Origin of the sequence: Sphingobium jiangsuense (genome assembly GCF_014196495.1) — a bacterium.
Taxonomy (GTDB): Bacteria; Pseudomonadota; Alphaproteobacteria; order Sphingomonadales; family Sphingomonadaceae; genus Sphingobium; species Sphingobium jiangsuense.
Map to the genome: position 1 here is coordinate 1 of NZ_JACIDT010000019.1, position 23,455 is coordinate 23,455.

At 64.4% G+C, this 23,455-nt stretch carries 22 protein-coding genes and 1 pseudogene; 3 read left to right on the top strand and 20 right to left on the bottom strand.

The features are described from left to right. Nucleotides 1-55 precede the first annotated feature (55 nt). The 11 genes from GGR43_RS18985 to GGR43_RS19035 form a co-directional block, all read right to left on the bottom strand. Nucleotides 56-994, bottom strand: coding sequence for a TonB-dependent receptor plug domain-containing protein (locus GGR43_RS18985; protein WP_343054537.1), 939 nt, complete (start codon nt 992-994; stop codon nt 56-58). A 49-nt stretch (nt 995-1,043) separates the two neighbouring features. Continuing rightward, nucleotides 1,044-1,442: a DUF2946 family protein gene (locus GGR43_RS18990; protein ID WP_021246258.1), complete on the bottom strand. Its 399-nt coding sequence runs from the start codon at nt 1,440-1,442 to the stop codon at nt 1,044-1,046. A 60-nt stretch (nt 1,443-1,502) separates the two neighbouring features. Further along, nucleotides 1,503-2,741 carry a TolC family protein gene (locus tag GGR43_RS18995; protein WP_021246259.1) on the bottom strand — a complete coding sequence of 413 codons (1,239 nt, stop codon included), beginning with the start codon at nt 2,739-2,741 and terminating at the stop codon, nt 1,503-1,505. Next, nucleotides 2,741-3,040 (bottom strand): DUF3240 family protein, encoded by a 300-nt coding sequence (locus GGR43_RS19000; protein WP_021246260.1) that lies wholly within the window; start codon nt 3,038-3,040, stop codon nt 2,741-2,743. The genes GGR43_RS18995 and GGR43_RS19000 overlap by 1 nt, the downstream gene beginning before the upstream one ends. Beyond that, nucleotides 3,033-6,104, bottom strand: coding sequence for an efflux RND transporter permease subunit (locus GGR43_RS19005; RefSeq protein ID WP_021246261.1), 3,072 nt, complete (start codon nt 6,102-6,104; stop codon nt 3,033-3,035). Before GGR43_RS19005 ends, GGR43_RS19000 begins: the two co-directional genes overlap by 8 nt. A 9-nt stretch (nt 6,105-6,113) precedes the next feature. Beyond that, nucleotides 6,114-7,226: an efflux RND transporter periplasmic adaptor subunit gene (locus tag GGR43_RS19010; protein WP_021246262.1), complete on the bottom strand. Its 1,113-nt coding sequence runs from the start codon at nt 7,224-7,226 to the stop codon at nt 6,114-6,116. Between the two features lie 57 nt (nt 7,227-7,283). Further along, nucleotides 7,284-8,300: a sensor histidine kinase gene (locus GGR43_RS19015; protein WP_021246263.1), complete on the bottom strand. Its 1,017-nt coding sequence runs from the start codon at nt 8,298-8,300 to the stop codon at nt 7,284-7,286. Then, nucleotides 8,297-8,974, bottom strand: coding sequence for a response regulator (locus GGR43_RS19020; RefSeq protein WP_021246264.1), 678 nt, complete (start codon nt 8,972-8,974; stop codon nt 8,297-8,299). Before GGR43_RS19020 ends, GGR43_RS19015 begins: the two co-directional genes overlap by 4 nt. Before the next feature lie 78 nt (nt 8,975-9,052). Then, nucleotides 9,053-9,742, bottom strand: coding sequence for a cytochrome b/b6 domain-containing protein (locus GGR43_RS19025; RefSeq protein WP_021246265.1), 690 nt, complete (start codon nt 9,740-9,742; stop codon nt 9,053-9,055). A 72-nt stretch (nt 9,743-9,814) separates the two neighbouring features. Continuing rightward, a complete protein-coding gene (locus tag GGR43_RS19030) occupies nt 9,815-10,516 on the bottom strand; it encodes a VIT1/CCC1 transporter family protein (protein WP_021246266.1) in 702 nt (233 codons plus the stop codon). 193 nt (nt 10,517-10,709) lie between these two features. Further along, the gene (locus GGR43_RS19035; RefSeq protein ID WP_021246267.1) at nt 10,710-10,961 is read right to left on the bottom strand and encodes a hypothetical protein; all 252 of its coding nucleotides are present in this window, start codon (nt 10,959-10,961) and stop codon (nt 10,710-10,712) included. A gap of 280 nt (nt 10,962-11,241) precedes the next feature. Here GGR43_RS19035 and GGR43_RS23960 point away from each other — a divergent pair. Beyond that, a pseudogene (locus GGR43_RS23960) lies at nt 11,242-11,427 on the top strand (DUF7079 family protein); the annotation flags it as partial. 28 nt (nt 11,428-11,455) lie between these two features. On the opposite strand, the gene GGR43_RS19040 reads toward GGR43_RS23960, so the two are convergent. Further along, nucleotides 11,456-12,106, bottom strand: coding sequence for a hypothetical protein (locus GGR43_RS19040; RefSeq protein ID WP_021246268.1), 651 nt, complete (start codon nt 12,104-12,106; stop codon nt 11,456-11,458). A 121-nt stretch (nt 12,107-12,227) separates the two neighbouring features. Then, nucleotides 12,228-13,310: a L,D-transpeptidase gene (locus GGR43_RS19045; RefSeq protein WP_021246269.1), complete on the bottom strand. Its 1,083-nt coding sequence runs from the start codon at nt 13,308-13,310 to the stop codon at nt 12,228-12,230. Nucleotides 13,311-13,449: 139 nt separating this feature from the next. Here GGR43_RS19045 and GGR43_RS19050 point away from each other — a divergent pair, with 139 nt between their 5' ends. After that, complete coding sequence (locus GGR43_RS19050) at nt 13,450-14,307, top strand: universal stress protein (RefSeq protein WP_021246270.1); 858 nt, start codon at nt 13,450-13,452, stop codon at nt 14,305-14,307. Between the two features lie 44 nt (nt 14,308-14,351). After that, complete coding sequence (locus GGR43_RS19055) at nt 14,352-15,854, top strand: phospholipase D family protein (protein WP_188073438.1); 1,503 nt, start codon at nt 14,352-14,354, stop codon at nt 15,852-15,854. A gap of 84 nt (nt 15,855-15,938) precedes the next feature. On the opposite strand, the gene GGR43_RS19060 is transcribed toward GGR43_RS19055, so the two are convergent. From GGR43_RS19060 to GGR43_RS19090, 7 genes are all read right to left on the bottom strand, one after another. Beyond that, a complete protein-coding gene (locus GGR43_RS19060) occupies nt 15,939-16,523 on the bottom strand; it encodes a hypothetical protein (RefSeq protein ID WP_021246272.1) in 585 nt (194 codons plus the stop codon). Nucleotides 16,524-16,604: 81 nt separating this feature from the next. Then, the gene (locus tag GGR43_RS19065) at nt 16,605-17,015 is read right to left on the bottom strand and encodes a DUF2147 domain-containing protein (protein ID WP_021246273.1); all 411 of its coding nucleotides are present in this window, start codon (nt 17,013-17,015) and stop codon (nt 16,605-16,607) included. Between the two features lie 50 nt (nt 17,016-17,065). Then, nucleotides 17,066-17,638, bottom strand: coding sequence for an HdeD family acid-resistance protein (locus GGR43_RS19070; protein ID WP_021246274.1), 573 nt, complete (start codon nt 17,636-17,638; stop codon nt 17,066-17,068). A 140-nt stretch (nt 17,639-17,778) separates the two neighbouring features. Beyond that, entirely contained in the window at nt 17,779-19,002 is a 1,224-nt protein-coding gene (locus GGR43_RS19075; protein WP_021246275.1) for a phospholipase A, read from the bottom strand. Continuing rightward, a complete protein-coding gene (locus GGR43_RS19080; protein WP_021246276.1) occupies nt 18,999-20,192 on the bottom strand; it encodes an acetate/propionate family kinase in 1,194 nt (397 codons plus the stop codon). The genes GGR43_RS19075 and GGR43_RS19080 overlap by 4 nt, the downstream gene beginning before the upstream one ends. Beyond that, nucleotides 20,189-21,610, bottom strand: coding sequence for a bifunctional enoyl-CoA hydratase/phosphate acetyltransferase (locus tag GGR43_RS19085; protein WP_021690796.1), 1,422 nt, complete (start codon nt 21,608-21,610; stop codon nt 20,189-20,191). Before GGR43_RS19085 ends, GGR43_RS19080 begins: the two co-directional genes overlap by 4 nt. A gap of 3 nt (nt 21,611-21,613) precedes the next feature. Next, nucleotides 21,614-23,368 carry a PHA/PHB synthase family protein gene (locus GGR43_RS19090; RefSeq protein WP_021246278.1) on the bottom strand — a complete coding sequence of 585 codons (1,755 nt, stop codon included), beginning with the start codon at nt 23,366-23,368 and terminating at the stop codon, nt 21,614-21,616. Between the last annotated feature and the right edge of the window lie 87 nt (nt 23,369-23,455).

Sequence of the window (23,455 nt, forward strand, 5' to 3'; positions counted from 1 at the left end):
ACCGCAAGATCGCCGCTTAATATCAACCCCAGGACGAGGCCCGCACTCCGCTAATTTACGCCGCGAGTTGTGCCAAATGTTCTGACGACGGACAGGACGTCATGTCCATATATTGGTTCGGGAAACCCTCATAGGGCGTGAAATGATAGCCGCCTTTCAGCTCGATCAGGCCGTTGCTGACTTGCGCTGCGAGATTGAGGCTGTGGTCGGTCTTGGCATATTCGCTGGACCGCACGCCCCCCAGCGAGCCGCCGCCCTTGAAATTGCCGGCCTGGGTATAGGAGCCGCTATAGGTCAGGCTGAGCCTGTCGCTTGCGGCCGTCACGGACAGCGCGCCGCCGAACCCGTCGCCATTGCTTCGATAGAAGGCCGATGCTTCGCCGGTCAGCAGCGTTTCGCCCTGTTTCGCAAAGCGGGGCGGAGCGCTCTCGACGCGAATGATCCCGCCGATGCTGTCGCCGCCATAGCTGACTGGCGAAACGCCGGTAATGACGTCGATCGCGCTCACGGTTTGCGGATCGGTGTAGGACAGGGGCGGATTCATATCGTTCGGACAGGCCGAGGCAATCGCCACGCCGTCGACCAGCACGGTCAAGCGCTGCGCTTCAAGGCCCCGGATCACCGGCAAGGTCGAGAAGCCCCCGGCCCCATAGCCGCTGACGCCGGGTACGCTTTGCAGGATCGCTGCGGTATCGCTCGAGCCGACCTGAAGGTCGCGCAGGCGCGAGGGGGAAAGCCGCTCACCCGAAACCGTCGACCCCGCCTCGCTCGCCGAGCTAACGTCGACCTCTGGCAGCGGCGTCCCGTCCTGGGCGAAGGCTCGCGAGATGGGGGCGCCCGCCAGCACAGCGACGAGTGCGGGAAAAGCGAAGCTCCCGGCGAGGCGAACCTTGAAAGTTGGTTGCTTGCTGGTGGAGCGAGCGAAGGCAGGCATGGTGGTTGCCGCGCAATGCGCGGAATCAAGCATAATCGTCATGTCGGAATCCTGATTCACATGCGGCGCCCCGGCGAGGGGCGCCCATCAACGGGGAATGTCGAAGGAATCAGGTGGTGGGAGGACCGATCGCCGGCGGGCGCAGATAGGTGCCGCGCCGGAGGACTATGCGGTTTGGACGCCGAAAAACCGTTGCGAGGATGAAGGCGAGGGCGACGGCTAGGAGCAGCGCATCGACGGCCGCGAGCGATGGCGAGGACAGGCCGGTAAAGGCGCAAGGCGCTTCCGCCTTCTTGTGCTCGTCATGGTCCTGCTCGCCGCCTTTGCTCGGCAACTTGATTGCGATCTTCTGAGGCCCTTGCCCCGAGCACAGCTGGACCAGGATCACGCCATTCGAGACGACCGGCATGAAACCCGCCGGCACCAACGCCTTCACGAGCAGCGCAGCGCCTAGCAGGAGCGCGCACAGCCAATGGTGCCGGACAAGGAATTTGCGAGCTTCGGTCACGCAGCATCCTCTAAGTGCAGGCTCGTTTCATGTCGAGAATGTTTGCTTGCCGTATGTTAGCTAGTCGTGCCCCGCTTCATCTGGTGCCCAGATGCTGTGGGAATCGATCTGGATCTTGAGCAGAGCACGATCGGCTTCGGAGCGCGCCTCGATTTCCATTCGGCGCGCGTCATTGGCCTGCCGGCGGGCATAGAGCATATCGGAGAGGTCGATCTGCCCGAGTTGGTAACCGCGCACCGTCCTTTCGGCGGCGTCGCCGGCGCTGCGCGCCGAAGCGTCGGCATTGCGCCAGGCATCGAGCCGGGTGTGCGCGTTGGAAAGGTCGGCATTGGCGGTCGCCTCGATGCTGCGCTGCACGGCCGCGAGTTCCATGCGCGCGGCATTGGCCTCGGCTGACGCCTGATCGGCTGCGGCTCTGCGATAGCCACCGCCGAGCGGGATTAAAGCCACCACGCCCGCGCCGGCTTCCGCGCCGCCGCGCTCGCTGAACAGGCGGACGCCGAAGCTCGGGTCTGCGATGCGATCCGCTCGCACCCGACGCGAAGTCACGTTCAGACGCTGCGCTTCCTTGTCGGCGGCGCGGATCTCGTGACTGCGCTCGATTACCAGGTCGCGCATCGCTTCCAGCCCCTGGGCGGGCAGCATGGGGTCGGCCAGTTCTGGTGGTTCGGAGGGGAGCGGGATTTCCGGAAAGGACGCTGCGAAGGTCACGCGCGCCTGTTCGCGCAGCGAGAGTGACGATGCGGCCTGCGCGCGCGCCTGAGCCAGCGCCGCCTGCGCCTGGTCGAGGTCGAGTTGGGCGGCGTCTCGCAGCGTGACCCGCCGCTTTATGGCGGCGATTGCCTCCTCCAGCCCGCGGACGCTGTCGAGATCGTTGCGATAATGGCTTCCCGCAGTGAGCCAGTCGTGCCAATAGCCGGCCAGCAGCAGCGCGGTTTGATGGCGGACATCCTCCATCTGGTTTTCCGCGACCTCAATGCCGAGCGCACCGGCTTCGCGGTCGAGCGCGGCCTTGCCCGGCAGGCGGAATGGGCGGCTGATTGTCGTATCGAATTCGTCGAACCCGCCTTCGCGATCGACGGTTCGGCGAATGTAGCTGCCGCTCACCGTCACTTCGTGGGGGCCTTTGCGCAGCATATCGCCGCGTGCCCGTGCGGCTTCGACGCGCGCAATTGCGGCGGCGACGCTGGGGTGATTGTCGAGCGCTTCGTTGACCTTGTCGGCAGGCGGCAGATCGGTATGCTGGGCCAGGGCAGGCGCGGCCGTCAGAAGGCCGAGAGCGGCGAGTACGATCCGCATCAGGCGATCCTTCCATGATCGAGCAGGGGCGTCGTGCGCCACCGGACCGGCAGATCGCGCCGCGCGTCTTTTACGGTGCGGAGCAGGTCGGGCACCGCGTCTGCGCTCACGATCAGTTCGAGCGTCGAACGCTTCAATTCGCCCGACACGCGCTCGGCGGTTCCCGCATCGCCAAAATCGCGACCTCGCACAGCTTCCCCGCGGACATGGATTGGCGTGGGGGAGACGGCGCGGATCGCGTCCACGAGAAGCTCGGTATCGCGGGTGGCGCAATGGAGGGTGAACAGCAGGTCAGGCATTAGCGGCCTCCCCGGCGCTTTCCCCGAAGCGCTCGAACAGGATCGGCAGTAGGACCAGCGTCAGCAAAGTGGAGGTAATGAGGCCGCCGATCACCACGATCGCGAGCGGCCGCTGGATCTCGGACCCCGGCCCGCTGGCGAACAGCAGGGGGACGAGGCCGAAGGCCGTGATGCCGGCAGTCATCAGCACCGGTCGCAGCCGACGCTGCGCGCCCAGGCGCACGGTCTCGGCCATACCCACCCCGTCGGCGCGCAACTGGCGGAAATAGGCCACCAGCACCAACCCATTGAGCACGGCGATGCCGAGCAGGGCGATGAACCCCACCGACGCCGGGACCGAGAGATACTCGCCCGACAGCCACAGCGAGATCAGCCCGCCGACCATCGCGAAGGGGATGTTGGAGAGGATCAGCAGCGCGGCGCGCAATGAGCGCAGCGCCGCCAGCAGGACGAGGAAGATCAACACCAGCGCTACGGGCACCACCATCATCAGCCGGGCCGATGCGCGCTGCTGGTTCTCGAACTGACCGCCCCAGACGATGCTGTAGCCTGCCGGTAGCCGTACCTTGGCGGTGACCTGCGCCTTCGCCTCATCGACATAGCCGACCAGATCGCGGCCGGAGACGAAGGCCTGCACCAGCGCGAAGCGCGAGCCGTTCTCGTGATCGAGCTTCACCGGTCCCTGCGTGCGCTCCACCCGCGCCATGTCGCTGACACGCGCCAGCGTGCCATCGGGCGTGCGCAATTGCAGGTCGGCGAAACGGGCCGGATCGCTCCGGATGCCGTCGTCACCGCGAATGACGATCGGAATGCGTTTCTGACCTTCGGCCACGACCCCGGACCGCACGCCCTCGACCTGTGCGCGCAGCGCGTCCTGGAACTGGTCGACCGGCATCCCGAACCGCCCCGCCGCCGCGCGGTCGATGTCGAGTTGGAGATAGTCCACATTGTCGTTGGCGACCGTCAGGACCTCCGATGAGCCGTGGATGCCGGACAGGATATCCTGGATCCGACCCGCGAGCTCGGCGAGCGTTGCGGTGTCAGGCCCGAAAATCTTGACCGCTAGATCGCCGCGCGCGCCGGTGAGCATCTCCGAGACGCGCATCTCGATCGGCTGGGTGAAACTCGATTGGATACCGGGCAGGCCGTCCAGCGCCTTGCGCATTTCCCCGACGACGAAATCCTTGTCCCCGCGCCATTGCGAGCGCGGCTTCAACTGGACGAAGCTGTCGGTCTCGTTCGGTCCCATCGGATCGAGACCGATCTCGTCGGAGCCGACGCGGGCGATCACGTCCTCCACCTCCGGCACGGTGCGGAGCGCGCGCTGCACCGCCATGTCGCCGGCCACCGATTGGTCCAGGCTGATCGAGGGCAGCTTGGTAAGCTGCACGATCACCGAGCCTTCGTCCATCGTCGGCATGAAGGTCTTCCCGGCCGCGCCATAAGCGAGGCCCGCCAGCACCAGCCCGGTGGCGGAGAGACCATAGACCAGCTTCTTGTGCGCGAACGCCGCGTCGAGCAGCGCCTGGTAGCGCGGGCCGATCTGCCGCATGATCCATGGCTCACCATGATGGCCGCTCCTGAGGCTGAAGGAGGCAAGGACCGGCACCAGCGTCAGGGCGAGCAGCAGGGAGCCCGCGAGCGCGAAGACGATGGTGAGCGCGACGGGCGCGAACAGCTTGCCCTCCAGCCCCTGCAGCGAAAGCAGGGGCAGGAACACGAGCGCGATGATGACGATGCCCGCCGACACCGGCACGATCACCTCGCTGGTTGCGCGGAATACGTGGTTGAGTCGGGGCGTGTCCTCGCCCTGGGCATGGCTCAGGCGCTCGACGACATTCTCGACCACCACCACCGCGCCGTCGACCAGCATCCCGATCGCGATGGCGAGCCCGCCGAGGCTCATGAGGTTCGCGGACAGCCCCATGACGCGCATGAACAGGAAGGTGATGAGCGCGGCCATCGGCAGGGTCGCCGCGACGATCGTGGCCGCACGCCAGTCGCCGAGGAACAGGATCAGCAGCACGACGACCAGCACGGTCGCTTCCAGCAGCGCCTCCTCGACCGTGCCGACCGCGCGCCCGATCAGATCGGAGCGATCGTAGAAGACATGGATCTGCGTGCCTGCGGGCAAGCTGTGCTGAAGCCCGGCAAGCCGCGTCCGCACGCCATCGACCACCGCCCGCGCATCCGCGCCGCGCAGCGCGATCACCAGGCCCTCCACCGCCTCGGCCTTGCCGCCGCGCGTCACCGCCCCATAGCGGGTGAGGCTGCCGGTGCCGACTGTGGCGACGTCGCCCAGGCGGACGATGCGGCCGTCCCGGCTGGCGATGACCAGCGTTTGCAGATCCTCCACGCTGCGGATCGCGCCCACGGCCCGGACGATCAGCGATTCCTCGCCATCGGTCAGGCGCCCCGCGCCGTCATTGCGATTGCCGCTTTCGATCGCGGTGCGCAGATCGGAGATCGAGAGCTTCGCGCTCGCCAGCGCCACCGGATCAGGCCGGACCTCGAAGGTACGAACATAGCCGCCCAGCGCGTTCACGTCCGCGACGCCGGGCACTGTGCGCAGCGCCGGGCGGATCGTCCAGTCGAGCAGTTCGCGTTTCTGCTGGAGAGACAGCGGCCCTTCGATCGTGAACATGTAGACGTCGGACAGGGGCGTCGAGATCGGCGCGAGACCGCCGGTCACGGCAGCAGGCAGATCGCCCGTCACGCCCGCCAGCCGTTCGGCGACCTGTTGGCGCGCCCAGTAGATGTCGGTGCCGTCGGTAAAGTCGATGGTTATGTCGGCGATGGCATATTTGGCGCTCGAGCGCAGGATCGCCTGGTTGGGAATGCCGAGCATCTCCGTCTCGATCGGCGTGATGACGCGGCTCTCGACCTCCTCCGGCGTCATGCCGGGGGCTTTGAGGATCAGCTTCACCTGGGTCTGCGCGATGTTGGGATAGGCATCGACCGGCAAGTTGACAAAAGCCCAGACCCCGAGCCCGGCCGTGGCGGCGGCAAGGATCAGGACGAGCAGACGATAGGACAGCGCGGTGGCGACAAGCGAACGCAGCATCGGGAGAGCCTATTGCGCGGTGGCGAGCGCCTTGAGCGCGCTCGTACCGGAAACCACCACCTGTTCACCGGGCCTGATCCCGGAGAGCAGCACCGTGCGGCCATCACTGCCGCCGCCGCCGGTCACGGCGCGCACGGCAAAGCCGCCGCGCGCGGTCACGAACACAACCGGCTTGCCGTCGATCATGGTGACCGCCGTATCGGGCACGCTGACCGCGCCCGCCGGCGCCGGGCCGACGATGACGATGCTGGTTGCGCGCCCCGCGACAACACCGGGTCCGGCCGGAATCTCCGCCTTGAGGCCGGCCGAACGGGTCGCGGGATCGATGGCCGTTCCCACCGCGACGATCCGGCCGGTGAGGTTGGGAAGTAGCCGCACGCTCATGCCGGGGCGCACTTGCCCGATCAGCCGTTCGGGCAATTGGCCGACCACTTCATAGCGATCCGTCGCGTCGATCACATAGGGCGCGGTGGTGCCGTCCACCGGATTGCCGGTCTGGATGGAGGCGCTGGTGACGCGACCCGCGATAGGAGCCGTCAGCGTATAGGAGCCGCTGGCGCCATGACCGCCCACCATCGCCAGGATGCGCGACTTTTCCGAAACGTCGGCGCGAGCCTCGGCTGCGATGGCATTGGCTTCGTCAGCGCGCGCGCCTGCGATGATGCCTTCGCGGCTGAGCAGGGAGAGCCGCGCGGCATTGGCCTCGGCTACGCCACGCCGCGCGTTCGCGCGGCTGAGGTCCGCGCCGATCGTCAGCACGTCGCGGCTGGCGATGATCGCCAGCGGCTGGCCCCGCCGCACGCTGTCGCCCTCGACCACGAGAGTCCGCAACACGGTGCCGGGAAAGGTCGCGGCCACCGCCACCCGGGCGTTGGCGGGAGGCTCGATCATCGCGGGGATGGTGGCGAGCGCCGCATCCGCGGCTGCCGTCGCGGGCATAAGGCGGATACCCATCTGCGCGGCGCGGCGCGCATCCACCGCCAGGATCCCATCTGTCGGTTGGGCGTTGCTTGCCGGCGCGGAGTTGCCCGTCTCGACCGGCCGACTGGCGAACCACCACAGGCCTGATAGAATCAAGGCGATCGTCGCGGCGCCCGCAATGAGGGTGTATCGTCTGGACATGCGCTCGGGCTAGGGAGCGTTCCTGACCGAACCCTGACGGGATATGAGGATTGAAGATCAGGTCGCGGGAAAACGCAGCACCAGTTCACGGTCGGCCGGATCGGTCTCAAGCGTGCCGCCATGGGCCGCCATGATCCGGTCGACGATAGCGAGGCCGAGGCCGGCGCCATCCTTGCTCGCATGGTCGGCGCGGCGGTGGCGTTGCACAAGGTCGCGCAACCTTTCGAGCGCCAGCCCAGGGCCCTCGTCCCGCACGCCCAATAGCGCGTGGGGGCCGGCGAAGACCTGGATCGTGCCACCAGCCGGCGTCACGCGCGCGGCATTCTCGATCAGATTGCGCAGCGCTGCCGCAATCGCTTCGCGCCTGCCGTTCACGACCGCAGCCTGACCGCGGGTATCGAACGCGATCAGCTTGCCTTGTGCGATGATCCCCGGCGCCACGGCGCTGACGACCTCGCTCGCCACATCCGCGAGTGACACCTGTTCGGGAGCGGTCTGGGCGGCCTCCGCCGCGTCGATCTGCGCGAGCAGCATGAGTTGGTCGATCAGCCGGCGCATGGCCGCCACGTCTTCCTTGAGGCGCGCGGCGTCGTCATAGTCAAGCCGGTCGAGTTCGAGAGACAGGAGGGCGAGCGGCGTGCGCAACTCGTGCGCGACGTCGGCGGCGAACGCTTCCTGCCGCCGCGCGGCCTGATCGAGCCGCGCCAACAGATCGTTGACCGCATAGACGAAGGGTAGCGCCTCGGCGGGCATTTGCGACGCATCGATGCGGAACCCTCGTTCGTGGCCCTGTGCAGCCTCGATCCGGGCGGCGGCATCTTCCAGCGGTGCGAAGGCCTGGCGGATCACTCGGAGCACCATGATCGCGACGGGAACGAGCAGGACGACAAGCGGCAGAGCGACATGCTCAAGCATTTCCTTGATCGCGCGGATCATCGCCGCGCGTGCATCGAGATGTGTGAAGGTGACACTGTAGAAGAAGGCGACCGCCGCCAGCAGCAGAACGGTGCCCGCCACACCAATCAGGCCCAAACCGCGTTTGAGGCGCCGTGAGATGGAGCGCTGCACGGTCATGCCTTCCCGTCCTTCAGCATATAGCCGACACCCCGAACGGTATGGAGCGCGCCGGCCACGCCCGTGTCTTCGAGCTTGCGGCGCAGACGCGAAATGGCGGCTTCGACCGCATTGGGGGTCACCGGATCGTTGAAGCTGTAGAGCGCGTTCTCGATCACTTCGCGATGGACCACCGTGCCGGCTCGCCGCATCAGCAGTTCCAGAAGGTCCGCCTCGCGGCGCGAAAGGTCGATCTCGCGATCGCCAATGCTGGCAGAGCGGCTTGCCGTGTCGAAACGCAGCATGCCGACTTCGATGACGGGCTGGGTTCGAACGCCAGGCCGGCGCAGCAGGGCGCGGATGCGCGCGGCGAGCTCGTCGATCTCGAAGGGTTTGACGATATAATCGTCTGCGCCGGAATCGAGACCGGTGACGCGATCCTCCAGCGCCCCACGCGCGGTCTGGATGATGGCAGGCGGCATCTGCTGATATTTTCGGCGGCTCGCGAGCCAGTCGATCCCGTCGCCGTCGGGCAGGCCGAGGTCGAGTATGATGGCATCATAGCTCGCGCTGCCCATCGCAGCGTCGGCTTGTGCGAGATCATGGGCAACATCGCACACGAAGCCCCGGCGCTGAAGACCGTCGGCGATCAGTGCCGCCATTCGCTCATTATCTTCGACGATGAGAAGGCGCATGGGTTTAATGTAGACTTTCCACCAGGAACGAAAGGCAAGAAGGATTGAAGCTTTCTACCAGACCATCAACCGATGTTTTCAATCCCTTTCCTCGTGCGAACCGTGATGGGAATGGCGTTGCTGCGGCGCGAAGGCGGTCGGATCCACCATGACAATGGCGATGATTGCCAGAACGATCGCTGCGGCACCAAGTAGAGCCGCAAACAAGCCTGGTCCCCGAGCCTCACGCACATTCGGATAGAGGCTGTTCTTCTTGCGGCCGCTGATCATCGCGCGAACAAGGTTTTCGCCGGTGAGCAGCGACATCAACAGCACGGCGCCGACATGAAGCCCGATCAAAGCAAGCAGGCTGTAGGCGAGGGCTTCATGAAGGTCTTTGTCCATGCCGCCTGCCGCAACGCTGCTGCCGCTCCAGATGACGATTCCGGTCAATCCGATCAGCGCCACGACTGCGATCGCGCCCAGTGGATTATGACCCACGGAACGTCGAGGATGGCCAGCTAGAAGGTCGCGTGCATGGGTGGCGATTGCTGTTGGCCGAATGAAATTCACGAACCGGGCATGCTCGCCTCCGACGAAGCCCCAGATCAGACGGAACGCAAGCAAGGCAGCAGCAGACCATCCTGCGACCATATGCCACGATGCGATCGGACTATCGTCGTCGGAAGAGAGAAACGCGATCGAGATCGCTAGGACCAGCAGCCAATGGAATAGCCGTAGCGGCGTGTCCCAAACCTTGAATGTCCTTGTATATTCAGAATTTGTCATCACGTTCGCCTTTCCAGCTGGAAGGGCTACGGGTGTTCACTGACCGAATCCTGACGATGTGAGCAGCGTGGTTCAAACCACTGTTCCGAACAGCCTCCCGATGCCCGCGGTCGCAGCCAGGGCCAGCGCGCCCCAGAATGTGACCCGTAGGATTGATTTCATGGGGCGGGCGCCCCCGGCCCAGGCGCCAAGCGCGCCCAGCAGTGCGAGAAACAACAGGGTTGCCGCGACCTCGATTGCGACGAGGCTATCATGCGGAACGACGGCGACCAACATCAGGGGCATGAGGGCGCCTGTGCTGAAAGTTGCGGCGGATGTGAGCGCGGCCTGGATAGGGCGGGCGGTCACGACTTCGGAAATGCCGAGTTCGTCGCGGGCATGCGCGGCCAGCGCATCCTTTGCCATTAGTTCGTCGGCTACCTGCCGGGCCAGTTCCTCATTCAGACCGCGTTTGACATAGATGTCCGCCAGTTCCTGATGCTCGAGCACCGGTTGAACGGCGAGTTCACCTCTTTCCCGGGCGAGGTCGGCATTCTCCGTGTCCGCCTGAGAGCTGACCGAGACATATTCGCCGGCGGCCATCGACATGGCGCCTGCCACCAGCGCCGCCATCCCTGCGACCAGGATATTGGCCTTGCCCGCGCCGGAGGCTGCGACGCCGACGATGAGGCTCGCGGTCGAAACGATCCCATCATTGGCTCCCAGCACTGCCGCGCGTAGCCAGCCGATGCGTGACACCGCATGGCGTTCGGGATGGGATCTTAGTCGGCTCATGGTGTCCTTCGTAAAATGCCGTGAAAAAGTTCAACAGTCTTTCCTGACGAAACCCTGACGATGATTGGTAGCCGGCATAGCTCAGCAATCCCTACTTGAATCGGTCTACATTTGTCGCACCACGCTGAAATCGGCACTCGGTGAAGGGGCCGTCACGCTTGAATCCATAGAGATTGGAGAGACCCGGCCTAGTTCATGTGATCATGGCCTCCTGCAGGCGGCTCATGAGAGGCAGCGCCAATTCCAGATCATCCGGTTCGACGGCTGCCTCCAATATGGTTTCGACGTGCATGACGGCTATGTTCACAGCTTTGGCCTTCGCATGACCGCGGGGATCGATTTCGGAATCCGTCTTCTTGCGAAACTTCGGGGTGAAGAGACTGCAAAAATTACGTAACTCGCGATCGAATATGATCCAGCCCCCCGTTCGATACGGGTCGTCCACGTAATGCGAGTCCTGAACTAATCGCGACAGCGCGTGCGATTATGGGTGAGGATGCGGCCTATCAGGCCGCTTTGATCGCTGCGGAACGTCGCGTATGAGTGAGAGGCGCGTTAGAGGGGCTTACAAGCCGCATCAGCTTCCAGCCCAGGAAATAGCGGAACGGGAGCCGAACTGGGCAAGGATAACTTGCACTACGTCGCTCAATAACTGCGGCAATCCCCATTCGGATAACGGAAACCGAGCGTATATTGCGAGATGAAGCGATACGGCCTTCCGCTCGAACATGATCGCCGTCGCTGGACAATGGAAGCCGTGGACCGAAAGGGAGGTCCACGAAATCGTAGCCCGATCACGGGAAAGGAATTATCTTTCCCGATTGCTGACCCACATGCTTGCCGTTTTTCGCTGGCGGATGATCGAACAAGATTGGCGGCGCCTCCTCTCGCTGCTTGCTCCGTCAAAGTGAGCGGTTTCGCGCGGGCATCGTCCCCAGTCTACCGTTTCGGCGCCTTTGGGCGCTGCGCGCGGATTTCCGCCAGCAGCACGCCAAGATATTTCTCAGCTTCGGCAGCTTCGCTTTCGGGATAGGCGGCCGTCATGCGTCCGCTCCAATAGCCATAGTCGACTGTCGTCAGGCTGGAACGCCATGGTTTGCCGTCGCGATAGCCGGTGAAAGTTCCGCGATAGGCCTTGAGGCGGCGATTGGTTGGGATCGTCGCCGGTCCTTCCGACACGATGGTCGGCGCGGCAAAATGGGACATCGTAGCCTGACGCATGATCATATAGTGGTCGCGTGGCGGCATCTGGTCGATATGGACCACCGCCATCCGCACCACGATGCGATCGTCGCCGGTGCCGAGTGGCCGGTCGTAGCCGATGGCGATATACTCGCCGCCCGGATCGAATGCCCGTTCCCTGAGGCGGGTAAAGCCCTCGAATTCCTCCGGGAAGCGCAGGCCGCTGGCCACGTGGACAAGAGTTGTGCCGTCCGGCGCCAACTCAAATCCGTCGGGTACCGCGATTGCCGTGGCGTCGGCCGAAGGTGGCGCAGCGGGCGCGGTTTCAGCCAGTGACGGAGCCGCCGAGGACAGCCCCAGCAGGATGGCGGCGGCAAGGGAAACTGGAACGCGCAATGATCGGGACATCGAAGTCAAATCCTCTGGTGAGTATGTCGTAATTAGGCCGGTCTTCGCAATTACGGCAGGGGATTGTTTGGAATCAGGCGGTAAGACGCTGCGATGGACGCGAAGTCGGGATTGCACAACGTCATCGTTCGTTTGTATCCGCTTGGGCATCCTCGCCCGTGAGCACGGTCAGGGATGTGCCTGTACTCCCGCTTTCGAGGGTATCGGCCGTGACGATCAGCGTGCTTCCCGGTTTGAGCACCGACAGCAGGCCCCGTCTGAAGTCCTCGGGAAGGATTAGCCGCTCCCGGTCCTGCCGCGAGACTTCCCCCGTCTGTGCACCGCCAAATACAGGGAGGAACATCCAATGCGTCCCGTGTTCGTCGATGGAGGCGAGGTTGAAGGCCTGAAGGCCGGAGATCTTGCCGCGGATGGCGACAGGCGCCGAACCGATTTCGATGCCGTTTCGCAACACCACGGCGCGCTGGTCCGCCGCGCTGACGATTATGGAGATCGGCCCTGTGAGTGCTTTCTCTGGCTGCCAGACCGTCAAAAAGGCATTCCCGAACGACGAGCGCCGGGCCGTATCCTGCAGGATACGGGGAGCTGGGGCAAAGCGCGGAATCTCGCTTGCCTGCGTGATGATGACCGTCAGGCCAAGCTGCGTGACATCATAGAGGTGCTCGGCGAACGTCAGGGGAAACCGGATGCATCCGTGCGAGGCGGGATAGCCCGGAAGATTGCCGGCGTGCATGGCAATCCCGTCCCAGGTGAGGCGCTGCATGTAGGGCATCGGCGCGTCATTGTAGAGGTTCGATCTGTGCGCGACTTTCTTTTGGAGGATGGTGAAAACCCCGGTGGGCGTTTCGTGGCCGGCTGCGCCGGTGGAAACGGTCGAGATGCCGATCAGGACGCCGTTGCGATAGACATAGGCCCGCTGCCTGGCGAGGCTGACGATGATGACCACCGGACCATCGGGAGCCGTTTCGGGCGCCCACAGGAACTCTCCTGGCCGTAACGCTTCCACGCTCGCCGCGATCGATCCTGGATCAAGCGCCATAGCGCGGATCGGAGCGGCGGTCAGGCAGAGCGCGGCAGTCATGGTGCCGGCAAGAAGCGTTCGGCGCGAGAAGCGTGTCGATGGTGCGTGGGATGCGCCGGCCGTTGCCACGGCAGTGAGCGTCGGGGTTCGCAATATGATGTCTGGTGTTGTGATCTTATCCATCCTCTTCTGATCAGGCCATAATATCGGTCTGCTTCGCGACGGCCAGCGAATCCTTGCCGAAGAACATTTCTGTCCGTCCTGCAAATACACGGCGACACGTTCCTTGGTTGGCGGACCACTGCTGCTATGTTGCGTCGATATGACCCCGCGAACGATTCTGTTTCCAACCGATTTTAGCGGTCGCTGCGACCGAGCCCGCGACCGCGCGATACAGCTGGCGAGCGAGTGGCGCGCACATCTGGTTCTTCTCCATGTTCAGAGGGATCCCGATCCCGCAGACATGCTCGACGGACTGCAGGCTGCCGAGAGTCGCCTTCATGCCCGCTTGCGGGCGGAGGTGGCGGACCCGGATATTCCGGTCGAGACACGCCTCGCCACCGGCGCCGTCTCGCAGGCGGTGCTGGAAGCGTCAACCGCATGCGGGGCGGATCTCATCGTGACCGGCATCTCGCGCCATGACGATATCGGGGATTTCCTGATCGGCACGACCGTGGAGCGCATGATACGCCATGCTCATGCGCCGGTGCTTATCGTGAAGGAAAAGACTCAGCACCACTATCGCCGGGTCTTGGTCGCAACCGATTTCTCCGGCTGCTCGGCCCAGGCGCTTCGCACGGCCATGGCCGCATTCCCCGCTGCCGAGATCACTCTCGTTCACGCCTATCACGTGCCGCTGGAGGCACTTCGGGGCCGGGAAGGGCCGGCAGCTGCGCTGCAGGCCAGGATAGCCTATGATCTGGATGCCTTTCTGGACAGGACCGATCTGCCCGCCGACGCACGCGACAGGCTGGATATCAATGTCGACTATGGCGAGGTTTGCGAGGTTGTCTGCAATCATGTGAAGCTGAGCGAAACCGACCTGGCCGTGATCGGAACGCACGGTCGATCGGCCCTGACGGTGGCGGTGCTCGGCAGCACGGCGCGGGCGCTGCTCAGCCGTCTCGATTGCGATGTCCTGCTCGTGCGCCAGCAGCCGCAGGCGGATGCTGCCGTCTGATCCGGATCGTCATCCTTGCCTGCCTGGGCTTCGTCGCGGCGTCGATGCTCGCGACCTGGGTCTACGGCCTGTTCGCCAGTCGCGCGCAGGGGGAGCCTTCCTACGCACTGTCGATCGAACGCGGCCGGACGCCGCTCGATCAGCGTATTGGCGCCACGACGGATGCGCACCCCGGTGAGAGCGGCCTGCTTTTGCTGGACGAGAATCTCGACGCCTTCGCGGCACGTGGATTGTCGGCGCGCAAGGTCGAGCGCTCGCTCGATCTGATGTATTACATCTGGCACGACGATCTGACCGGCCGCCTTCTTCTGGCCGAGGCCCTGTCCGCGGCCGATCGCGGCGTCAGGGTGCGGATCCTGATCGACGACATCGGCACCAGCCATACATCTGATGCGATGATCGCCATGGCGCATCATCCGCATATCGAGATCCGTATCTTCAACCCGACCCGGGCGCGGCAGGGCGGCTTGCGGCGCGGCATCGAAATGATGCTGCGCGCCTTCAGCGTGACCCGGCGCATGCACAACAAGGCCTGGATCGCTGATGGCCGCGTCGCCATCCTTGGCGGGCGCAATATCGGCGACGCCTATTTCGATGCCGCGACGCAAACCAATTTCCGCGACATGGACGTGCTGGTGATGGGGCCAGCCGTCGCCCAGACGGAGAAGATCTTCGACGATTACTGGAACAGCGGCCTGGCGTTGCCGGTCGATAGGCTTTCGCCCTTGAAAGATCCTGGCGTGGCGCTGACGCGGATCGCCGCCGAATTGAGCAACGCTGCCAATGAGGCTGCCGCGCGCCCCTATCTGGAGCGCATCGCCAAACGGCTCTCGCTTCTCGATCCCGAGACCACGCGGCCCGACTGGACTCGCGCCGCCCGCGTGATCGCCGATCCGCCGCGCAAAGTGCTGGGCAAGGAGGGCAAGAACTGGCTGATGCACGACCTGCTGCCGGTCTTCGATGCGGCGCGGGAAAGGCTTGAAATCACTTCGCCCTATTTCATCCCCGGCGAGGAAGGCACGGCGGCGCTCGCCGCGATTGCGGCAAAGGGGGTTTCGGTCTCGGTCCTGACCAATTCTCTTGCGGCAACCGATGTCGCCGCGGTCCATGGCGGTTATGCGCGCTACCGTGTTCCGCTGCTCGAGGCAGGGATCAAGCTCTGGGAATTGCGGCCCGAGCATCAGGAGCGGGACTTTTCCCTGCGAGGATCGAGCTGGGCAAGCCTGCACACCAAGGCTTTCACTGCCGACGGGCATATGGGGTTCATCGGCTCGATGAACCTGGATCCTCGTTCGGCTTCCCTCAACACGGAAATGGGCGTCCTCTTCGAGTCCGAGGCCCTGGCCCGGAAGATGGCTGCCATCTGGCAGCGCGATACCGCGCCCTCCCGCAGCTATGAGGTCTGTCTGACGTCGGATGGCGACGTGGAATGGGCCGGGAGCCGGAACGGCGTGCCCGTCCGATACGACCGGGAACCGGAAGCCTCGTTCTGGCGCAGACTAACCGCACAGGCCATTGGCCTTCTGCCGCTGGAATCGCAGCTTTGACCCAAGCAGGCTTTCGGCGCCGTCTTCAATTTTGCGTGTTGCCGACGAATGGACCGTCTGCGACGGGGACCTGTTTCCTTGAGATCATGCGCTTGAGCGCGGATCGTTGTCGGAGCGCAGAAATCTGCTCCAGTCGATCTGGGCGAGCGCAGCAAGCAGGATGATCATGCCGATCTGCATCGCGATGCCCCACGGACTGGTGAGGCGCTCGGTAAAGACGTCACCCAGGCTCGATTTGCGGATCACGCCTGCTGTCGCGGCATAGATCGAATAGGAGACGAGACGCCCGACGAAAAACGCTGCTGTGAACTTCCCCAGCCTGATACCCGCAAGGCCGGCCGCTTCGAACAGTTGCGCCGAGGGAAGCGGAGAGAGAGCGAACAGTGCGAGCCCGAAAATCGCGCTTTTCGGTCGGTCCTCGACGACTTTTTTCGCTGCTTCGAGGTTGCGCTTTTGTTTCGCGGGCAAATAGTCCTTGAGAAATCGAAAGCCCCAGGCAAGCAGCAAACGTCCAAGAGCGGCCGCGAGCGCGCCAATGAACACGATCAAGGCGACAGGCAGATCGGTCGTCAGGCCATAGAGAACGATGATCGACCATGTCGGGGGACCGAACGCGGGCAACAGGTTGATACCAAGGACGATCAGGAAGAGAATCAGGCACGCGGTCATTTCGCCTTCGGCGTTATCGCATTTGCGCAGGGTCAGCGAGCCGGATGGGAGAGATGTCTTTCAGCCTGTCAATCCATGCGTCTACTTCTCGACGCGCGTCCAGATCTGCGACCGGCACCCGATGCGCCCGACGAGGCAGCCGTTCGCCTCGAGCCTGTTGCTGTCGAGTACCGTGACGCGCCCGGTGAAGGTCCGGCCGATATCGGGCACGAAAACGCGGCCGCGCCACACGCCGGGCTGCTCCTGCTCGAAATCACGAAACAGCTGTGCGCCCACCAGAGGATCCGGGCTGCCCTTGCGCGCATCGGCTTTCGCCTTGTCGTTAGCCCAGACGACGACACCGCACATCCTGTCGTCGCACGGTTGCGCGCGGATATGCACACTGTTTGCAGGGTTGCGCCAGATAGTCCCGGAAATGCTCGATGCCGGAGCATTTCCGACCGTTGCCGCCAGGATGAGCAAGACCGAAAGCGGTTTGTATCCTCCGATCATCCTGGCGTTTCCTTTGTTGTTCGGGGCAGGGCACCCTTGCCGCACTAAGTCTATAGCTTACCGATGCGGCGCAGACCCATGGCGAGGATGATGAGGAAGGTTCCTCGCAGCAGGAAGCTCAGGCCGACCGCCAATGCCAGGAAGGCAAGTCCGGTCGCGGGATCGCTGAACAGGAGGAGACCGCCCAGAACAGTGTCGAGAACGCCGAGTAGCAGGCGCCAGCCCCGGTCATGCGCAGACTGGAATGCGCCGACGATTTCGAAAACGCCGATGATGAGCAACCAGGCGCCGATCAGCGCGACGAGCGTCAAGGCCCCGGCGAAGGGATTGAAGAAAGTGATGGCGGCCGCGACGAGGCTCAGCACGCCGAGGAGGATCTCGATCCAGCGTGCGCGCCGGGAGAGCGAGGACAACCCGGCCGCGATAGCCAGTATTCCGTATATGAGGAGCGCCACGGCAAGGAAAACACCTGTCGCGAAGCCCGTCGCGATTGGGTTGAGGAGCGCAAAAACGCCGATCAGGATCACGAGCAGCCCATAAGCCAGGACCCAGCCCCAACTGGTCTCCAATGCCGGGTCGGCCATACCATAGGGGCTGGAATAGCGCCTCGATTGTGACGGCATGTGAAGGGCTCCTTCTTGGTGACTCGGAACTTTTGCTGTGAGCGTGTCGACTATTGCCAGAGTGCAACCTCAAGTCGAGCAGGAAGCGCTGATGTCGCAGGAGGCGTCGCTCAAGTGCGTGATGTGCATGAAGGCGGGTTTCAACGCACCAGTGCCACGCCCAGACGAAAACGGGTCGTATGGCGATCATAGTCGAGCAGATTCTCGCCATAGCCGATGAAGCTCTGGCCGAAGAGATAGAAGTCGGGTCCCCCACCCAATAGCCGCGAGAGCGGATAGGAAAGATCGGCGGCGAGTGCGCCTTTGCCGCTGGAGACGCTGAACCGCGTGGATGTCGTAAGGCGTAGGCCGTCATCTTTCCCGACTTCCAGGAAGAGCGAGCTATTGCCCCTGTAGCGGCGGATATCGGGATTGTCGGATTTGTCGCCGACAAGGAGGGAGAAGCGCGGAGCTACCGACAGGCGATAGCCGCCGCCCAGTGGGAAGGCGGCCATCGGCGCCACATAGAGCGTGTTGAGGCTGCGGGAATCGAGACCGGAGCGACCGTTGGATTCATGGCGAAAGCCGCCCTGTGCGCTCAGCGAGATGCCGCGTGTCAACGTAGCTGAAGGGGTCAGGTAGAAGAGTTCCGGCTGATAGTCGATGTTACGAAACGGCGAGGAATCCGCGCCAAGATCCCAGAACATGCGCTGGGTATAGGCAAAATGCAGTCCGTCGCGCCAGGAAAGTGGCAAGCCCTGGGCGCGTCTCGTTCCGAAAATCTGATATTTGAAGCTGATCTGGATGCGTGCGGCGCTGTCGGTGCTCGGACCATAGACAGCATAGATCGGTTCATAGGCCGACAGGTTGGCGAAAAAGGCGTTGCCCGCCGACCGGTCCGAGGGAGGCGGCACAGCCTTGTTTTCCAACCCCGGCGCGTTGGGAGGCCCGGATTGCGCGGAGGTGTTCGTGGCTATTTGCGCCCCTCGGTCCGCGGGCCGCAATGCCAGCGTGATCTGCCGCGTGCCCCATGCGGGAACGGAGATCGCGGCGCCTTCCAGCGACAGATTGGTCCTCCGCGCAAGCCGGTAGGTCGCGCGCGTGAAACCGCCAGGTGGAATGATCGGGTTTGGAGGCGTCGTCGCCATGCGCTCCAGCCAGACGGTGCGAGAGACGCCGCTCTGCTCCACCTGCGCTTCGATGCGGTCCGGAAGGGCCATGCCCTGCGGATCGCCGCTGTCATTGAGCAGGCGCAGATCGACCAGAACGGCGCCGGTTTCGTCCTCCTGCCCGGCATCGCTGATCAGGATTTCGACGGGCGATGCGGCATGAGCCGCGGCAGGGGTGGCAAGCGCGATGGCGGCAAGGCTTATCGCGCGCCTCATGATGGATTCTCCCCCAGCACATGCAAGGTGTGGAGCGCGATCATCCGTTCCTCGTCGGTGGGAATGACGCGCACCGCGACATGGCTGCCGGGCGTGCTGACAAGCGGGGCGCCGGCAGCGTTCGCCTGTTCGTCGAGTTCCACGCCCAGCCATGCGAGGCGTGCGCAGATACGCTGGCGCATCGCGGCGTCGTTCTCTCCGATCCCGGCGGTGAAGACGATGCCGTCCAGCCCGCCCATCGACGAGGCGAGCGCGGCCGTCTCGCGCGCGGCGCGCCAGGCGAACAGCGCCATCGCCTCTTCCGCTTCCGGCGCATCGCTGGCCGCGAGCGCCCGCATGTCGCTCGACAGGCCGGACACGCCGAGCAGGCCGGACTGCCGGTAAAGCATGTCCTCCACATCGGCCGCGCTCATGCCCATGCGGAGCTGAAAGTGCAGGATCACGCCGGGATCGATAGTGCCGCAGCGCGTGCCCATCACCAGGCCGTCGAGCGCAGTGAAGCCCATGGTCGTATCGACGCTCCTGCAGTCCCGCATGGCGCAGAGGCTGGCCCCGTTGCCCAGGTGCGCCGCGACCACGCGGCCCGCGGCCAGCGCCGGGTCGATCTCCGCGAGACGCATTGCGACATATTCATAGGACAGGCCGTGAAAGCCGTAGCGGCGGATGCCCTGATCGTGGAACTTGCGCGGGATGGCCAGGCGCGAGGCGACGTCCGGCTTGTCGTGGTGGAAGGCCGTATCGAAGCAGGCGACCTGCGGCAGGTCGGGTTTCAGCTTCGCGATCGCGCGGATCGCCGCGAGGTTGTGCGGCTGATGCAGCGGGGCGAGGGGGCACAGCGTTTCCAGCCTGTCCAGCAGGTCGGCATCGACCAGGCGGGGCGTGACGAAGTCCAGGCCGCCATGCACCACGCGATGGCCGATGGCGATCACGTCCCGCCCTTCCAGCGGATGATCTCCCGCCCAGGCGAAGAGGTCCGCCAGGAGATCCGCATGGCTGAGCGCAGCGCCGTCCGGCCAGTCCCGCTCGATGAGGATTTCTCCCGTCGCGGAGCGGGCCCGCAGGCTGGGCGCGATGCCGATCTTCTCGATCTTGCCGCCTGCCGAGAGCGTCAGCCCGTCCCGGCCATCGAGCGTGAACAGCGAGAACTTGATGCTGGACGAACCGGAGTTGATCGCGACGACGGCTTTCATGCGCTCGCCGTCCCCGGCAGGCCGGGCGCGGCCTTGGTGGCGGCGCGCGCCATCAGCACCGCGACCGCGCAGGAGGCGAGGCGGGTGCGCAGGCTGTCGGCCCGGCTGGCGAGGATGATCGGCACGCGCGCGCCCAGCACGATGCCTGCCGCGTCCGCACCGCCCAGGAAGGTGAGTTGCTTGGCCAGCATGTTGCCAGCCTCCAGGTTTGGCACGACGAGAATTTCCGCTTTGCCCGCCACCGGCGAGACGATGCCTTTCTCCTTCGCGGCGGCTTCGCTGATCGCATTGTCGAAAGCCAGGGGTCCGTCCAGCACGCCGCCCGTGATCTGACCGCGATCGGCCATCTTGCACAGGGCAGCGGCGTCGAGTGTGGATTGCATCGCGGGATTGACAGTCTCCACGGCGGAAAGGATCGCCACTTTCGGTTCCGCGATGCCGATGACATGGGCAAGGTCGATGGCGTTGCGGATGATGTCCGCCTTCTCCTCGAGTGTCGGCGCGATGTTGATCGCGGCATCCGTGATGATGAGCGGTGTCGGATGGTTCTGGACGTCCATGACATAGGCATGGCTGATCCGGCGCTCGGTTCGCAGGCCCGTGGCGGAGCGCACGATGGCGCCCATCAATTCGTCGGTATGGAGCGAGCCTTTCATCAACAGCTTCGCTTCGCCGCCGCGCACCAGGTCCACGGCCTTTGCCGCCGCTTCGTGGCTATGGGCGGCGGATACGATGCGGAAAGGCGAAATGTCCTTGCCGGCGTCTTCGGCCGCCTTGCGGATCTTCGCTTCCGGCCCGACCAGGATCGGCATGATGAGATTGGCTTCGGCGGCTTCAATCGCGGCCAGCATGGCGGCCGCGCTGCAGGGATGAGCCACCGCCGTCGGTTCCGGCACGCCATTGGCGGTCATCTCGATCAGCTTGCGGTAGCCGTCATGGTCGCGCAGGCTGACCTCCGGCAGCGCCGCACGGGGGCGGCGGACCTTCTCGGCCGGCGCCTTGACTTCGGCCTGGCCGCTGATGACTTCCTCGCCGTCCTGGTTGACGCAGCGGCAATCGAACAGGATATCATGGTGCGCGCGTTTTTCCGCCACCGTCACCGACGCCGTGATCGTGTCGCCAAGGCCTACCGGCCGCGTGAACTGCAGCGACTGGCTGAGATAGATCGCGCCGGGGCCGGGCAGTTCGGTGCCCAGCACGGCGGAGATGAGACCGCCGCCCCATAGTCCGTGCGCGATGACGCGGCGGAACATGTCGGTCGCGGCATAGTCGGCGTCCATATGCGCCGGGTTCACGTCGCCGGACACGAGCGCGAAAAGCTGGATGTCCTCTTCGGTCAGCGTGCGCGAGATACTGGCGGTATCGCCCACCTTTATCTCGTCGAAGGTGCGGTTCTCGATCATGGTTCCGTCAGTCATTGCTCAATGCTCCAGCACATAATGGCCGGGAGCATCGGCGATCGCCGCATAGCCCTTGTCCGCTGCGCCCATGGGCGGCGGCGCACCAGGTTCTCCCGAACGCGCGGCCAGCCATTCTCCCCACGCCGTCCACCATGAGCCTTGCTTTTGCTCGGCGCGGCTTGCCCATTCTTCGGGATCGTAGGAGGTGCCGTCGACCTCGCGGGTCAACACGCGGTAGCGGCGGCCCTTGTGGCCCGGTTCCGAAACGATGCCGGCATTGTGCCCGCCGCTGGTCAGGACGAAAGTGATCTCGGCCCCGGTCAGCAGGTGGATCTTGTGGACGGAATGCCATGGCGCGACATGATCGCGCTCGGTTCCGACCACGAACAGCGGTTTGCGGATGGAGGCAAGGTTGATGGTTCGCCCATCCACCCGGTATTTTCCTTCGGCCAGGTCGTCGTCGAGGAACAGGCGGCGCAGATACTGGCTGTGCATGGCATAGGGCATCCGTGTGCCGTCGGCGTTCCAGGCCATGAGGTCGTTCATCGGTTCGCGCTCGCCCATCAGGTAGGTGGCGAGCACACGCGACCAGACCAGATCGTTGGAACGCAGGATCTGGAAGGCGCCGCCCATCTGGCTGCTGTCCAGATAGCCCCGGCTCCACATCATGTTCTCCAGCAGGTTGAGCTGGCCTTCGTCGATAAACAGGCCCAATTCCCCCGGCTCGCTGAATTCCGTCTGTGCGGCCAGCAGTGTGACGCTGGCGAGCCTGTCATCTCCGTCGCGCGCCATGGCCGCGGCCGCGATCGAGAGCAGCGTGCCGCCCAGGCAATAGCCCATGGCATGGATGCCCGTCGCGCCGGTGATCGCCGTCACCGCATCGAGCGCCGCCATCGGTCCGAGGTGCCGGTAGGCGTCCATGTCGAGGTCACGGTCGGCACTGCCGGGATTGTGCCACGAAATCATGAACACGGTGAAGCCTTGCGCCGTCAGCCAGCGGACCAGCGAGTTCTCGGGCGACAGGTCGAGAATATAGTATTTCATGATCCACGCGGGCACGATCAGGATTGGCTCGGGCCGCACGGTGTCCGTGGTCGGTTCATACTGGATCAGTTCGATCAGCTTGTTGCGGTAGACGACCTTGCCTTTGGCCGTGGCGACGTTTTCGCCCACGCGAAAGGCTTCGGCGCCGACCGGCGGCAGGCCGCGCGCCATGTGCTGCATGTCCTCGACCAGGTGCCGGAAGCCGTCGACCAGGCATTGGCCACCTGTTTCCGCGATCTTGTGTTGGAGAACGGGATTGGTGGCGAGAAAGTTGGTCGGCGCGAGCATGTCCAGCATCTGCCGTGCGGCGAATTCCACCATGTCTTCATGATGTTTCGAGACACCGCCAATGCCTGTCGTCGCGGCGTGCCACCATTGCTGGTTGAGCAGGAAGGCCTGAGCGACGAGATTGAAAGGTAATTCTTTCCAGGCGGGATCGGCGAAGCGCCGGTCCTGCGGCAATGGTTCGATGGCCGGTTCGGCCTCGCTGTCTTCCATGCGGCGCTGCAGATAGTCGAAAAGCCGGGCATGCTTGCGGATGGCCTTGGCGCCAAGCTGCATTTGTTTGCCCGGCGACGTGGCGAGATGAATCCCCCAATCGGCCATGGCAAGCAGGAGCGTGGCCGGCGAAAGGCCGAAAGTCGTCTGCGCGATGGCCGCCGATGCCGTGCGGTCGAGCGTTTCGCTGATTCCGTCCAGCGGATCGTCGGAAGGCGGAGGGGACGTGGCCATGACTATATACTCCGAGTTCCGCTGGAAGGTGCCTCGTCTCTCCGACAGGATTCCACAGCAGATGTTTGGGCCGCCCCTCCCGGTTCT

Excerpts from the sequence above, each read along its gene's own strand:
- GGR43_RS18995 (WP_021246259.1), bottom strand. The coding sequence starts at position 2,741 with ATGCGGATCGTACTCGCCGCTCTCGGCCTTCTGACGGCCGCGCCTGCC.
- GGR43_RS19000 (WP_021246260.1), bottom strand. The coding sequence starts at position 3,040 with ATGCCTGACCTGCTGTTCACCCTCCATTGCGCCACCCGCGATACCGAG.
- GGR43_RS19005 (WP_021246261.1), bottom strand. The coding sequence starts at position 6,104 with ATGCTGCGTTCGCTTGTCGCCACCGCGCTGTCCTATCGTCTGCTCGTC.
- GGR43_RS19010 (WP_021246262.1), bottom strand. The coding sequence starts at position 7,226 with ATGTCCAGACGATACACCCTCATTGCGGGCGCCGCGACGATCGCCTTG.
- GGR43_RS19015 (WP_021246263.1), bottom strand. The coding sequence starts at position 8,300 with ATGACCGTGCAGCGCTCCATCTCACGGCGCCTCAAACGCGGTTTGGGC.
- GGR43_RS19020 (WP_021246264.1), bottom strand. The coding sequence starts at position 8,974 with ATGCGCCTTCTCATCGTCGAAGATAATGAGCGAATGGCGGCACTGATC.
- GGR43_RS19025 (WP_021246265.1), bottom strand. The coding sequence starts at position 9,742 with ATGACAAATTCTGAATATACAAGGACATTCAAGGTTTGGGACACGCCG.
- GGR43_RS19030 (WP_021246266.1), bottom strand. The coding sequence starts at position 10,516 with ATGAGCCGACTAAGATCCCATCCCGAACGCCATGCGGTGTCACGCATC.
- GGR43_RS19040 (WP_021246268.1), bottom strand. The coding sequence starts at position 12,106 with ATGTCCCGATCATTGCGCGTTCCAGTTTCCCTTGCCGCCGCCATCCTG.
- GGR43_RS19045 (WP_021246269.1), bottom strand. The coding sequence starts at position 13,310 with ATGGATAAGATCACAACACCAGACATCATATTGCGAACCCCGACGCTC.
- GGR43_RS19050 (WP_021246270.1), top strand. The coding sequence starts at position 13,450 with ATGACCCCGCGAACGATTCTGTTTCCAACCGATTTTAGCGGTCGCTGC.
- GGR43_RS19055 (WP_188073438.1), top strand. The coding sequence starts at position 14,352 with ATGCTCGCGACCTGGGTCTACGGCCTGTTCGCCAGTCGCGCGCAGGGG.
- GGR43_RS19060 (WP_021246272.1), bottom strand. The coding sequence starts at position 16,523 with ATGACCGCGTGCCTGATTCTCTTCCTGATCGTCCTTGGTATCAACCTG.
- GGR43_RS19065 (WP_021246273.1), bottom strand. The coding sequence starts at position 17,015 with ATGATCGGAGGATACAAACCGCTTTCGGTCTTGCTCATCCTGGCGGCA.
- GGR43_RS19070 (WP_021246274.1), bottom strand. The coding sequence starts at position 17,638 with ATGCCGTCACAATCGAGGCGCTATTCCAGCCCCTATGGTATGGCCGAC.
- GGR43_RS19075 (WP_021246275.1), bottom strand. The coding sequence starts at position 19,002 with ATGAGGCGCGCGATAAGCCTTGCCGCCATCGCGCTTGCCACCCCTGCC.
- GGR43_RS19080 (WP_021246276.1), bottom strand. The coding sequence starts at position 20,192 with ATGAAAGCCGTCGTCGCGATCAACTCCGGTTCGTCCAGCATCAAGTTC.
- GGR43_RS19085 (WP_021690796.1), bottom strand. The coding sequence starts at position 21,610 with ATGACTGACGGAACCATGATCGAGAACCGCACCTTCGACGAGATAAAG.
- GGR43_RS19090 (WP_021246278.1), bottom strand. The coding sequence starts at position 23,368 with ATGGCCACGTCCCCTCCGCCTTCCGACGATCCGCTGGACGGAATCAGC.